Origin of the sequence: Dyella sp., assembly GCF_035277725.1 — a bacterium.
Taxonomy (GTDB): Bacteria; Pseudomonadota; Gammaproteobacteria; order Xanthomonadales; family Rhodanobacteraceae; genus Dyella_B.
The window spans coordinates 1-11,496 of the sequence record NZ_DATEJY010000171.1 but is presented as its reverse complement, the minus strand read 5'-3'; the positions used below and the strand labels follow the sequence as shown (position 1 = coordinate 11,496).

Annotated in this window: 14 protein-coding genes; 6 read left to right on the top strand and 8 right to left on the bottom strand. The window is 59.3% G+C overall.

Going from position 1 to position 11,496, the window contains the following annotated elements; translation table 11 throughout:
- The 3 genes from VJR68_RS14995 to VJR68_RS14985 form a co-directional block, all read left to right on the top strand.
- Window positions 1-844, top strand: an 844-nt coding sequence (locus tag VJR68_RS14995; protein WP_324148951.1) for an RHS repeat-associated core domain-containing protein, incomplete at its 5' end; no start/stop codon positions are given.
- Window positions 845-847: 3 nt separating this feature from the next.
- Window positions 848-1,078 carry a hypothetical protein gene (locus VJR68_RS14990; RefSeq protein WP_324148950.1) on the top strand — a complete coding sequence of 77 codons (231 nt, stop codon included), beginning with the start codon at window positions 848-850 and terminating at the stop codon, window positions 1,076-1,078.
- A 377-nt stretch (window positions 1,079-1,455) separates the two neighbouring features.
- Window positions 1,456-2,340 (top strand): hypothetical protein, encoded by an 885-nt coding sequence (locus VJR68_RS14985; RefSeq protein WP_324148949.1) that lies wholly within the window; start codon window positions 1,456-1,458, stop codon window positions 2,338-2,340.
- Between the two features lie 96 nt (window positions 2,341-2,436).
- On the opposite strand, the gene VJR68_RS14980 is transcribed toward VJR68_RS14985, so the two are convergent.
- The 3 genes from VJR68_RS14980 to VJR68_RS14970 are packed head-to-tail and all read right to left on the bottom strand — an operon-like array spanning window position 2,437 to window position 4,201.
- Entirely contained in the window at window positions 2,437-3,195 is a 759-nt protein-coding gene (locus VJR68_RS14980) for a metallophosphoesterase (RefSeq protein WP_324148948.1), read from the bottom strand.
- 5 nt (window positions 3,196-3,200) lie between these two features.
- Window positions 3,201-3,644 (bottom strand): copper chaperone PCu(A)C, encoded by a 444-nt coding sequence (locus VJR68_RS14975; RefSeq protein WP_324148947.1) that lies wholly within the window; start codon window positions 3,642-3,644, stop codon window positions 3,201-3,203.
- On the bottom strand, window positions 3,641-4,201 hold the full coding sequence (locus VJR68_RS14970; RefSeq protein ID WP_414647795.1) for an SCO family protein: 561 nt from the start codon (window positions 4,199-4,201) through the stop codon (window positions 3,641-3,643). The genes VJR68_RS14975 and VJR68_RS14970 overlap by 4 nt, the downstream gene beginning before the upstream one ends.
- 132 nt (window positions 4,202-4,333) lie before the next feature.
- Here VJR68_RS14970 and VJR68_RS14965 point away from each other — a divergent pair, with 132 nt between their 5' ends.
- Window positions 4,334-4,717, top strand: a complete 384-nt coding sequence (locus VJR68_RS14965) for a DUF423 domain-containing protein (protein ID WP_324148943.1) — start codon at window positions 4,334-4,336, stop codon at window positions 4,715-4,717.
- On the opposite strand, the gene VJR68_RS14960 is transcribed toward VJR68_RS14965, so the two are convergent.
- From VJR68_RS14960 to VJR68_RS14950, 3 genes are all read right to left on the bottom strand, one after another.
- Window positions 4,709-4,900, bottom strand: coding sequence for an Arc family DNA binding domain-containing protein (locus VJR68_RS14960; RefSeq protein ID WP_324148941.1), 192 nt, complete (start codon window positions 4,898-4,900; stop codon window positions 4,709-4,711). The two genes, VJR68_RS14965 and VJR68_RS14960, sit on opposite strands and share 9 nt — an antisense overlap.
- Before the next feature lie 6 nt (window positions 4,901-4,906).
- The gene (locus VJR68_RS14955) at window positions 4,907-5,791 is read right to left on the bottom strand and encodes an SPFH domain-containing protein (protein ID WP_324148939.1); all 885 of its coding nucleotides are present in this window, start codon (window positions 5,789-5,791) and stop codon (window positions 4,907-4,909) included.
- Between the two features lie 76 nt (window positions 5,792-5,867).
- Entirely contained in the window at window positions 5,868-7,388 is a 1,521-nt protein-coding gene (locus VJR68_RS14950; protein WP_324148937.1) for a transglutaminase domain-containing protein, read from the bottom strand.
- 113 nt (window positions 7,389-7,501) lie between these two features.
- Here VJR68_RS14950 and purT point away from each other — a divergent pair, with 113 nt between their 5' ends.
- Both purT and VJR68_RS14940 read left to right on the top strand, forming a co-directional pair.
- Window positions 7,502-8,683 carry a formate-dependent phosphoribosylglycinamide formyltransferase gene (purT, locus tag VJR68_RS14945; RefSeq protein ID WP_324148935.1) on the top strand — a complete coding sequence of 394 codons (1,182 nt, stop codon included), beginning with the start codon at window positions 7,502-7,504 and terminating at the stop codon, window positions 8,681-8,683.
- Window positions 8,684-8,752: 69 nt separating this feature from the next.
- A complete protein-coding gene (locus VJR68_RS14940; RefSeq protein ID WP_324148933.1) occupies window positions 8,753-10,261 on the top strand; it encodes an FMN-binding glutamate synthase family protein in 1,509 nt (502 codons plus the stop codon).
- Between the two features lie 85 nt (window positions 10,262-10,346).
- On the opposite strand, the gene VJR68_RS14935 is transcribed toward VJR68_RS14940, so the two are convergent.
- Together VJR68_RS14935 and VJR68_RS14930 are read right to left on the bottom strand one after the other, a co-directional pair.
- Window positions 10,347-11,051, bottom strand: coding sequence for an arginyltransferase (locus VJR68_RS14935; protein WP_324148931.1), 705 nt, complete (start codon window positions 11,049-11,051; stop codon window positions 10,347-10,349).
- Window positions 11,052-11,114: 63 nt separating this feature from the next.
- Window positions 11,115-11,496 (bottom strand): hypothetical protein (locus VJR68_RS14930; protein ID WP_324148929.1); only part of this gene is annotated, 382 nt, incomplete at its 5' end.

Genomic DNA, 11,496 nt, shown 5'->3' with positions numbered 1-11,496 from the left:
CAGGTTTCTCTCGGTCGATCCGATAGCGGGTGGCCCGGGCAATGTGTTCAACTTCAATCGCTATGCGTATGCCAGCAATAACCCGTTGAAATTCGTTGATCCGACGGGGATGCTTCAACAAGTGCCGCACATGCTGGATGAGGTGATGGTTAATGGCGGCGACTGCAGTGGTTGTGGCGGTGGCTTCGGAGGCGGTGGTTATCTCATTCCGCCGTTTGTGTCGTATGACCCTGGGGCGGGTGGTCGAATCGATAGGCCAGGGGGCGGAGGTGGTGGTTCTCACACGCTGGCGCCAGTGAATGTGAAGGCGAATAGGCCGGCTGATCCTGTGGTTCCTATTGACGCTGTCCGCACTGCGCAGTCTTGGTATTGCACGCCAATGGCTGCAAGTGTTGCAGGGGCAACGGCGGGTGGTGTGGTTGCCGGCGCCTTGACAGGAATGGTTGACTTGCGCGGAAATCCCTATGGAATTGCGTTAGGTGCGTTAGCCGGCGGCGTGGCCAGTGGTGTCATAAAAACAGCCAGTACTCAACTCTCTCCGTACCTTGGGAGCAACGCCGGAGATATGTTATCAACTGCGCTTGGTTCGGCAGTGACAGATCGAAATCCAGCAGGCGTAGCCATAAATGGAATGGCCTCGTATATGGGAAATGTGATCGGGCTCGAGCCTAACGTGGCAGCACAGATGGTTGGCCGATCTATCCCGTATACGGCGGCAGCCACATTGGGAACAGCACCAGCTATCAAAAAGGGCGCGCTAGTGGCCGGTCCGATGATTGGTTTGGCCGCCGGAATTAGCGATTATTCAGTAGAGGCTGGTTGGAATGGCTATTGTAGGAATTGAGGTATGAAAAAACCAAGCGCTAAAAGTGTTGTTTTTTCTCTAGTAAAGACATTTTTAGTGTCTATAACTATATACATATTTTTACTCTTTTTATATTTCTATTGCTTTAAAGCCTATCCGTTTGGCCTGGATGCTTCGATCATAGAAGCGCTTGGCTTCGTATCGGGCTTTGTTTATTATTTTTGGTTTGAGCAGAAGAAATTGTTTCCAAAGGATGAGGCAAAAAAATCCTAACCTAGGATAAGGGCCCATAATATTTATTATGGTCTATATTGATAAAACCGCTTTGCTATTGATGTGGAGATGGCCCATTATCAGCAGTACGGCGGCCAGCGCCTGTATGTCTATGCCGATACCCTGGTTCCTTCCGGGGGCTACCAATTGCTGCCGGGCTCAGGTCAAGTCTTGCGTTAAATTTTATTCCCGATGGATCAGACAATTAGCCACGGAGGCTGCTCATGCTCAGATGACAAACAACGCGATGCATGAACATCGGGCGACTGAAAGACCGCCACGCAGCGGTTTTTAGAGTGTGTTCTAAAGGAAGGGGGCGATGACTGGTGCGACTTTCGGCGCTGGAGCTTATGTGAGCCTGAAGTTGGAGTAGGAAGATGATTCTGTCGAAAGAGGTTCTAGAAAAGACAAAAGAAATTATTTTCATATTGCGATCAATTATCGCTGCTTCGGGCGTACTGATTGTTTTTTTCTATTGTTATACCGAGCACATCATCCCTGACGGCATGTCGTTTGGTGATGTGATCTTTTTGATTTTCATGGCACTTGGCTTTGGCGCACTCTTCGTGTTTGGTGTGTTCTATGGGTTGGTTGTCGCCTTTGCTCCATGGCGCGGCCTGTTGTGGCTAGTAAATAAGACTAGGCGCGATCCTGCAGCATCGCCTTGGAAGATTCCCCCTTTTTTGGATGGCGGCGTTTTCATGGTAGTGTCATTACTCTGCCTAATACTTTTTCTCCTTTCAGGGATTGAATCGAAAGCATCGCCGGACGCGCGATGGCTTGGTACGCTCTCTTATTTCGCGCTATGTGGTTTTTTGCTTTTGGTCATATTTGGCGCGAATCATCCAAGCAAGTATCGTCTTTCTGTTAGGCTTTCAATGGCTATAGTCATTGCCATTTTTCTTGGGCTTCTTCCATTAACTAAACCGGCATTATTAAACATAACCATGACCTCCTTGGGTATTCGCTCGCAACAAGGAGCTTTGGTGCTGGTTTCCAAAGATGATTATGATCGGCTCACGGATTTGGCGACGCAAAACGGATTTATCATCGATTTATTTCAATTTCCACATTCGTCACAATGGGGTATGCGCGGTGCACGTGTTATATGGCATGGCATAGGGTCAACCTCTTACGTCCGCCTCATGGATAAAAATTCCAATGATGAGCGAGCGCTACTCGTTCCTATTCCGCGGGCAGATCTTGAGGTTATTCGTATCTCTGACGTATCTCTGAATCGCAACAATCGAGTAAAAAAGTAGTGATTGCTCCGGCAACGCCGCCCTGCCTATACAAACAAAGGGGGCGGCAAAAGGAGCGGAGATAGTTAAAGACAAAACAAAGGGTTCCAATGGTTGTCACAGAACTTGCATAAGTTGGCGCCCAGTAAAGTGCGCTTCCGAGGGATAGCCAAACGCGTTGTTGATGTAGGTAACACCGTCGATCGTCACGTGGCGGTTCACATGGCTGTGCCCATACACGTGAATGCTTGAGCCAAGTCCGCGCAGTTGCGACTCCAAGACAGTGGTGCCCAGCACGGGATAAATCTTCCTGTGCTTGTCCGGAATGCGTTCCGGCATCAGGTCGATGCGCGGCAGGAAATGGGAAAACGTGATGATCCGGCGTGCGCCTTGCAATGCCGGTGATGACGGCGAGGGATTCTGTTGCGTGAAGAATCGCGTCAAGCTGGCTTCGTCATGCCCAGGCCACAAGCAGTTGCGATAGTCGGCCCAGGCGGCCTTGAGGTAGTCGTCGGCTGCACCGAAGGAATAGTCGTACCAGCCAAGCAACGGCACGATTGCGAGTTCGCCTTCGCGATGAACGTCTGTGCGTACGCCATGCTCCCGCGTTGCCGCAAGCACGGCATCCAGCTTCGCAAACGAATCGGGCAGACGCTCGCGATTGATCCATAGATCGTGGTTGCCTGGCACAAACAACACGGCGGAAAAGCGTCTGGTCAACGTGCTGAATGCGTCTTCAAGCAGCGTGAGGCGATCGGAGACATCACCGGCCAGCAGCAGCACGTCATCGTTGTATTCGTGCATGGGCAATCGCTGAAGCCATTCGCGATTGGCCGCATAGTCCAGATGCAGATCGGAAATGGCAAAAACACGCATGGCGTTCAATCGGCCGCGTTGGCGGGGCGAACCAGGAACGGCACGGCGAGACGGCTGCCATCGGCGAAGTCGAATGTGATTTCCACCGTATCGCCGGGCTTCAGTGGATGCGTCGCCTGTTGCAACATCAGGTGGTAGCTGGCCGGCGCCAGCAATACTTGCCCGTGAGCTGGCACGACCAGGCGGTCGAGCATATGCATGTCGCTGTTGCCGGCCGGATCGCTCGTGCTCTGATGCAGCATTACCGATCCGTACGCAGCGCTGTTTGCGGAAACCAGCACGGCGGCGGATGCGCCTTGGTTGTCGAGCGTTACATAAGCACCGGCCGGCAGATTGGCCGGCAACAGGCGAATCCACGCGTGGCTGGGCTTGATCTGATCCGCTTGCGCTGCATGCACGATGGGCGCAAGCAGCATCATGAATCCAAACAACCATGCATGGTGTTTCATGTTGCGCCCCCTGGGCTCAACAGCAGATGCAGATCGTGCACCAGCTTGTCCTGCGAGTCGGTCGGCGTGGCGAGCAGACGGGCCTTGCCATGCGCATCAAAGATATAGATGCCCGAACTGTGGCTGACGTCATAACTGCCGCCTGCCTTGTCCGGCTCCCGGCTGAAGGCCGCACGATATCGCTTGGTGAGTGCTTCGATATCGGCGGGTGAGCCAGTCAGGCCCACCACATGCGGATCGAATGCCGTGACGTAGGCGTGCAACGCCTCAGGCGTGTCACGCGCCGGGTCCACGCTCACGAACAGAATCTGCGCGCCATCGGCCAGTTTGCCCAGGCGCTGCATCACCACATGCAGATGTGCAAGCGTCAGCGGGCAGACATCCGGGCAATGCGTGTAGCCAAAATAGAGCAGGGTGACTTTTCCCTGATAATCCGGCGCCGTGACGGATTTGCCCTGATCGTTGGTGAGCCGGAAAGTAAGATCCGGCATGTGCCCGGAGATATCGGTGAGCAGCCATGGCGCCGCTTGCTGCGACTGGCATGCAGCGAACACCATGCTGATGACGAGCAGGCCGGCCAGGCGGGCGAAACGCAAGAGCTTCATGCAAGAATTCCTTCGCTGGAACCGGCTCAGGATACGCCAGGTATCACCGTTTCAGCGCTTTCCATGTCATGGGGAATCCTGTCGATGCGACAACTTGTCCAATCCCGCGACGGACTGCTCGTCGGCCTTGCCGGAGCGAGCGCCGTGTTGCTGGGTGCCTTCGGTGCGCACGCGCTCAAGGATGTACTGGGCGCCACGCAACGCGAACTCTGGCATACAGCAGTGCAATATCACTTCTGGCACGCGTTGGCGCTTGCTGCTGCCGCGCTGATTCGGGGGAGCAAGGCACGCCTCGTAGCCACGTGGGCTTTCGCGCTTGGCATCGTGATGTTCAGCGGAAGCTTGTACGCCCTGGCTTTGGGGGCGCCGCGATGGGTTGGCATCGTGACACCCTTCGGCGGCGTGGCGTTTATCGTTGGCTGGGTGGCGCTGGGTATGAGTTTGAGAACGCGGACGGATTCAGCGTGATTCGTCATCCGCCAGCGGCTTGACCTTGCCAGGCTTTAATCGGCCGTTGGCGTGCAAGGCCTGGCGCAACACGTATTCGATCTGCGCATTCACGCTTCTGAGCTCGTCATCGGCCCAGCGCTGCATCGCTTCCAGCACGATCGGGCTGATGCGTAGCGGATAGGCTTTTTTTTCAGCCGCCATGAGATGTCAGTGATAAAGCGTGCCGGTATTGATCACCGGTTGTGTGCCGCGTTCTCCGCATAGAACGACCAATAGGTTGCTGACCATCGCGGCCTTGCGCTCTTCATCCAGATCGACGACGCCTTGGCTGCGCAGTTTTTCCAACGCCATGGCAACGATGCCGACCGCACCTTGCACGATGCGCGTGCGGGCCGCCACGATGGCGCTGGCCTGCTGCCGTTGCAGCATGGCTTGCGCGATTTCCTGTGCATAGGCGAGGTGGCTGATGCGCGCTTCCATCACCTGCACGCCAGCGCGATCCAAGCGCGCCTGGATTTCGTCGCGCAGATGATTGTTGATGATGTCGCCGTGGCTGCGCAGCGATGGCTTGCCATCGTCATGCGCGTCGTAAGGGTAGCTTTGCGCCATCTGGCGCAGCGCGGATTCGCTTTGGATGGTGACGAAGTTTTCGTAGTTGTCGACACAGAACACGGCTTCCGCCGTATCCATGACCTGCCACACCACGATGGTCGCAATCTCGATGGGATTGCCATCGCTGTCGTTGACCTTCAGCTTGCCGCTTTCGAAGTTGCGCACGCGCAGCGATATGCGCTTGCGGCTATAGAAAGGGTTGGTCCAGCGCAGGCCTTCGTGGCGCACGGTGCCTACGTATTTGCCGAACAGCTGCAGCACTTGCCCTTGATTGGGCGCGACCTGGAAAAAACCGATAAGGAACCAGAGCGACAGCACGTGGATGAATACGCCCAGGCCAACCATCCAGGGCGGGCCGCCATGGGCTTTGCTGACGTAGCACCCGAAGCCGATCAGAACCAGCGCCAGGAAGAGGAATATCAAAGGGATGCCGGGGATCGAAAATCCGCTGCGCTCATTAAACCCAGTGCGTTCGTTCATGGCTGAATCCTCCCGAGTTGGGAGGATTAGATATCAAAGTGATATCTAATTCAAGTGGTCCCGCCGGACCGGCCGGCTACTTCGCACCACCACCGGCGCCAGCCGCACCCCCGGTCGCGTTCCCCGGCATCAGGCCGTACATCTCGCCGAAGGTTTTCACCGCATCGATCTGGATGCTGCCGAATTCATTCGTTGCATTGAAGAAATGCCATGGATTGCCATCGCTGATGTCCAAGGCGATATGGCCGGTGTCGAAACGCACCGTGGCGGGATCGAAACTCTGCCAGTGCCCCCGCACCCATGCCACGACCCAGGCATGCGGTACAAACACGCGTTGCTTGCCGTCGTATCTGTCGGTGTAGAGCATGCCAACGACTACGCGTGCCGGAATGTCTTCCGCGCGTGCCATGGCCGCGAGCAGCACCGCGTATTCCGCGCAGTCGCCACGACGGTCGCGTGCGACTTCCAGCGCCGAGGCATAACCGATATCCAGTCCGCGCTTGGAGAGATAGCGGCTGACGAACGCATTGAGGTTGCCCATGATGTGCGATTTGTTTCGCTCGCCTCCGGCAGCGAGGATGGCCAGTGCCTTGATCTCCGGGGCATCGGATTGCAACCACGCATTGGGCTGCGTATCAGCCGGCGTGGGCGGCCGCTCGTCATCCAGTTCACTGCGATAGACATTGATCAGCCATTCGCCGTTGCCGAGGTCCGTCACCGATTGCTGGTCGGTGCTGATGAAGGGTTTGAAGATGGCCTTGTTGGTGACGTGCACGCGGTAGCTGAGGAAATCTCCCAGCATTTCCGGCGTGAGCAGGCGCGGTGAATCGACGATCGCCTCGCTCATCATGTCCAAGGTTTGTTCTGGTGCTTCTGCGCAGGCTTCGCTGCAGGCAATCATGTCCATCGGACGGCCAAGCAGGGACGTCGAGCCTTTGCGGATATTGCCGTCTGCGTCCAGCCATAGATCGACGGTCTGCGTGTTTTCGACAGTGCGCAGCGTTTCCTGTTGATGACTGAGGATTTCCACGTGATCGGCAAATGGCACGCGCTCATCTCCGAGCACGTGGACCATCAGATCCATCGGCTGCTGGCTGCCTTGGTTGTACACCAGCATGTGGTAATGCATGCCCGGATGGGCAATCGCCGCTTGCATGGCTTTGCGTTGTCCTTCCACCAGCACGGCGCCATCGGGCCAGGTAGAAATGGCCTGGTCGGAATGTCCGCCGACTGTGTTGGTAAGTTCGAGCGTGCCATTGGACAATCGAGTGCCTTCCACCCTGGTTTCCGTGGCGGACATGGTGCTGGTCATGGTGAAGCTGATCGGTACGCCGGCAACGGTTTCCACGCTGCGGCTGACGTTGATGTATGGCACCACTTTATGGCTGCGTTCGATAGCCATCACCAGCGTCTGCGTGGTGGTGACGGTATTGCCCATTTGCTCGCGCTGAATTTCCTCGTGGCCGATCTTGCGGCCATTGAGCAGCACGGTCATCCAGGTGGTTTCAGTGGGCGCAGGATCGGCAGCAGCCTTGGCGGGACTGGGGGCAAGGCACAACATCGACACCAGCAAAAGCGGGGCGATCCTGCTGCGCATAAATGATCCGTGGGGAGCGGAGTCGAGCCTACTCAATACCCGCCATGGGGCCTTGTCAATCTGCGGTGCGGCAAGGCGATCGACGTACAATGTCGGTTTATCTGGAGACCTCGATGAAGCCCTTCGGCACGCCCCATTCCGACCATGCCCTCAAAGTGCTGTTATTGGGTGCGGGCGAGCTTGGCAAGGAAGTCGCGATCGAGTTGCAGCGTCTTGCCGTCGAGATGATTGCGGTGGATCGCTATGCGAATGCGCCGGCCATGCAGGTGGCGCATCGTAGCCACGTCATCGACATGCTGGACGGCACCGCCCTGCGTGCCTTGATTGCGCAGGAACAGCCGGATCTGGTCGTGCCTGAAATCGAAGCCATCCACACGCCCACCTTGGTGGAGTTGGAAAAAGCAGGCTTGAAGGTCATCCCGACGGCGCGCGCCGCGTGGCTGACTATGGACCGCGAAGGCATCCGCCGCCTTGCCGCCGAGCAACTGGGTTTGCCGACCTCACCCTATCGCTTCTGCGACAGCGAGGCGGATTACCGCGGGGCGGTGGCCGCCATTGGCTACCCCTTTGTGATCAAGCCGGTGATGAGTTCGTCCGGCAAGGGTCAGAGCACCGTGCGCGATGCCGCTGAGCTAAAGCCCGCTTGGGATTACGCCCAATCCGGCGGTCGCGCGGGCAGAGGACGGGTGATCGTGGAGGGTTTCGTGCCCTTCGATTACGAAATCACCTTGCTGACGGTGCGGCACAAAGATGGCACCCGTTTTTGCGCGCCGATCGGCCATCGTCAGGAAGACGGCGACTACCGCGAATCCTGGCAGCCGCAGCCGATGAGCGAGACCGCCCTGGCCGAAGCGCAACGCCAGGCCGAAGCCATTACCGGCGCGCTGGGCGGCTGGGGCGTGTTCGGCGTGGAGTTCTTCGTCAAAGGTGACAGCGTGATCTTTTCCGAAGTAAGCCCGCGGCCGCACGACACTGGCCTGGTCACGCTGATCTCGCAGGATCTGTCGGAATTTGCGCTGCATGCGCGCGCCATTCTGGGGCTGCCGATTCCGGCCATTCGCCAGCAGGGGCCTTCCGCTTCATGTGCTGTGTTGATGGAAGGCGAGGGTCGTGCGCCGCGCTACCACGGTATTGCCGACGCGCTGGCCGAACCGGATACGCAACTGCGCATCTTCGGCAAGCCGGAAGTGAAAGGACGCCGCCGCATGGCGGTCACACTGGCGCGCGATAACGATATTGAAGCCGCCAAGGCCAAGGCGATTCGCGCGGCCAAGGCGATCCGGATCGAGCTGTAGAATCGGCGACGCGCTTTCTCCTCTCTCTCCTTGGGGAGAGAGGCTTGCTACATATCACGGAGTAGAACGATGGCATCGACAGGCTTCGCGCATTGGCTGGTGGTACTGGTGGAAACCTTCGCGGCACTGTTCATGCTGCTGCTGGTGATCGCCGTGCTGGTGGTGCTGGTGACATGGTTCGTCGATCGCAACCAGACGCATAACTCCGTGTTGCGCAATTACCCCGTGATCGGGCACTTCCGCTACTGGTTCCTGCATCTTGGCGAGTTCTTCCGCCAATACCTGTATTCCAGCGATCGCGAGGAAATGCCGTTCAACCGCGCACAACGCATGTGGGTATATCGCGCGGCCAAGAACACTGAGAACACCAATGCGTTTGGCTCCACGCGCGACCTGCATCTGGAAGGCGTGCCGTTCTTCGTCAATGCGGCGTTTCCGGCGCTGGGCGAGTCACACGTCAAACCGCAGCCCGTGCGCATCGGGCCATATGCGCGCGAGCCTTACGATCATGCGGCGTTCTTCAATATCTCGGCGATGAGTTTCGGCGCGCTGTCCGCACCCGCCGTGCGCGCGTTGTCGATCGGTGCGGCGAAAGCCGGCATCTGGATGGACACGGGCGAAGGCGGCCTGGCGCCGTATCACCTCGAAGGCGGCTGCGACATCGTGTTCGAGATCGGCACCGCCAAATACGGCGTGCGCACGCCGGATGGCAAACTCGATGACGACAAGTTGCTGGCGATCTGTGCGCACAAGCAGGTGAAGATGGTCAGCATCAAGCTGGGGCAGGGCGCCAAGCCCGGCATGGGTGGCCTGTTGCCCGCAGCCAAGGTGACGGCGGAAATCGCTGCGATTCGCGGGATTCCGGTGGGCACGGATTCGCAGAGTCCCAATCGCCATCTGGATATTGCCAACGTATCGCAGCTGATGGATTCGATCCGGCACATCCGCGATCTCACCGGCAAGCCCACCGGGTTCAAGGCGGTGTTTGGCGATATGGGGTGGATCGACGAAGTGTGTGATGAAGTGGCCAGGCGCGGTATCGAAAGCGCGCCGGATTTCATTATCGTCGACGGCTCCGAAGGCGGCACCGGCGCCGCGCCGCAGACGCTGATGGAAGGCGTCGGCCTGCCGTTGCGCGAGGCCTTGCCGGAACTGGTCAATACCTTGATCGAACGTGGGCTGCGCGAGCGTATCAAGGTGATCTGTTCGGGCAAATGCATCACCGCGTACGACGTGGCGTGGGCCTTGTCGATGGGTGCGAATTTCGTCAATTCGGCGCGCGGCTTCATGCTGGCGCTGGGCTGCATCCAGTCGCTGCAGTGCAACCGCAACACCTGCCCCACCGGCATCACCACGCAGGACCCGAAGCTGCAGCGCGGCCTGGTGGTCACCGACAAGAGCGAGAAGGTGGCGAACTACGCGAAGAACGTGATGCACGAGGTGGGCATCATCGCCCACAGCTGCGGCGTCGACGATCCGCGCCAGCTCGACCGCACGCACTGCCGCGTGGTCGGCGACGACGGCATCTCGGTGCCGCTGGTGAAGCTGTTCCCGTATCCGGAAATACCCGAGGCATGAATCTGCAGGAGCGCACCCTGTGCGCGAATGCTTTTTGGCTTCGATCAAGCGCCGGCGCATTTCGCGCACAGGGTGCGCTCCTACATCAAGGCATGACCTGCCAGCCCTCGGCCGTGCGCAACTGCAGCGGCCGGAAGCGCCGCTTGTAGTCCATCTTCGGATGGCCCTCGATCCAGAAGCCGAGGTACACCCAGGGCAGGTTGCGGCGGCGGGCCAGTTCCACCTGCTTGAGGATGGCGAAGGTGCCAAGGCCGCGGGCGTCTTCATCGGGGTCGTAGAAGGTGTAGACCGCCGACAGGCCGCTGCGGCAGACGTCGGTGACCGCCACGCCGAGCAGGCGTTCGCGCAGGCGGAATTCCAGGAACTGGGTGGGGCTCCATGGCGCGGTGAGGAAGCGGCGGAAGTCGCTGGCGTCGGCCTCGTCCATGCCGCCGCCGGGGTGGCGCTGGCGCAGGTAGCGCTCGTACAGCGCGTGGCGCTCGGCGTTGTAGCCGGCCTGGCATTCGGTCACCACGAGGTCGGCGTTGCGTTTCAGGCAGCGCCGCTGCGAGCGGTCGGCTTCGAAGTGCAGCGCGTCGATGCGGCAGGGCGTGCAGGCGCGGCATTCCGGGCAGTGCGGGAAGTAGAGGTGCCCGCCGGCCCGGCGGAAGCCGCGTTCCAGCGCCGGCCCGTACAGCCGGTCCAGCTGCGGCGCGGCCGGATCGATCACCAGGTTCTGCGCCGTGCGCTCGGCGTAGTAGCCGCAGGCGTGCGGCAGGGTCTGGAACAGGCGGACGTGTTCGGAGCGCATGGCCCGATTCTAGGCCGGAAGACGGGCTCCGCGCATGGGGCGCTGCGGCACCAGCGCCGGGGCTCAGATCACGTGCAGGTAGCGCAGCGTCATCACCGCGATGATGCCCAGGATGGCCAGCAGCATGATGCGCCGCACCCGCGCCACCGTGCCCCGGCGCCTCGCCTGCGGCGAGGGATTGCGCGCCTCGGCCAGCTCCTGGCCGTGGCGGATCACCGGTTCGATGCCCAGCTCGCGCAGCAGGGCCCGGGCGCGGGTGTAGTCGTCGGCGCGGGCGATCCACACCTGCTCCCAGTTGCTGCGGTCGCTGTCCGGTTCCTGGTAGCTGAAGCGGCGGTGGCCGGGCTTGCGCCAGTTTGAACGATTCTCCACCGAGGCCTCGATGCCGTGCTCGGCCATCAGGGCGACCACGCGGTCGATGTTCTCGGGGCGGGGGGAGGTATAG

Excerpts from the sequence above, each read along its gene's own strand:
- VJR68_RS14960 (WP_324148941.1), bottom strand. The coding sequence starts at position 4,900 with ATGGCGGCTGAAAAAAAAGCCTATCCGCTACGCATCAGCCCGATCGTG.
- VJR68_RS14980 (WP_324148948.1), bottom strand. The coding sequence starts at position 3,195 with ATGCGTGTTTTTGCCATTTCCGATCTGCATCTGGACTATGCGGCCAAT.
- VJR68_RS14975 (WP_324148947.1), bottom strand. The coding sequence starts at position 3,644 with ATGAAACACCATGCATGGTTGTTTGGATTCATGATGCTGCTTGCGCCC.
- VJR68_RS14955 (WP_324148939.1), bottom strand. The coding sequence starts at position 5,791 with ATGAACGAACGCACTGGGTTTAATGAGCGCAGCGGATTTTCGATCCCC.
- VJR68_RS14950 (WP_324148937.1), bottom strand. The coding sequence starts at position 7,388 with ATGCGCAGCAGGATCGCCCCGCTTTTGCTGGTGTCGATGTTGTGCCTT.
- VJR68_RS14965 (WP_324148943.1), top strand. The coding sequence starts at position 4,334 with ATGCGACAACTTGTCCAATCCCGCGACGGACTGCTCGTCGGCCTTGCC.
- purT (WP_324148935.1), top strand. The coding sequence starts at position 7,502 with ATGAAGCCCTTCGGCACGCCCCATTCCGACCATGCCCTCAAAGTGCTG.
- VJR68_RS14940 (WP_324148933.1), top strand. The coding sequence starts at position 8,753 with ATGGCATCGACAGGCTTCGCGCATTGGCTGGTGGTACTGGTGGAAACC.
- VJR68_RS14990 (WP_324148950.1), top strand. The coding sequence starts at position 848 with ATGAAAAAACCAAGCGCTAAAAGTGTTGTTTTTTCTCTAGTAAAGACA.
- VJR68_RS14970 (WP_414647795.1), bottom strand. The coding sequence starts at position 4,201 with ATGGTGTTCGCTGCATGCCAGTCGCAGCAAGCGGCGCCATGGCTGCTC.
- VJR68_RS14935 (WP_324148931.1), bottom strand. The coding sequence starts at position 11,051 with ATGCGCTCCGAACACGTCCGCCTGTTCCAGACCCTGCCGCACGCCTGC.
- VJR68_RS14985 (WP_324148949.1), top strand. The coding sequence starts at position 1,456 with ATGATTCTGTCGAAAGAGGTTCTAGAAAAGACAAAAGAAATTATTTTC.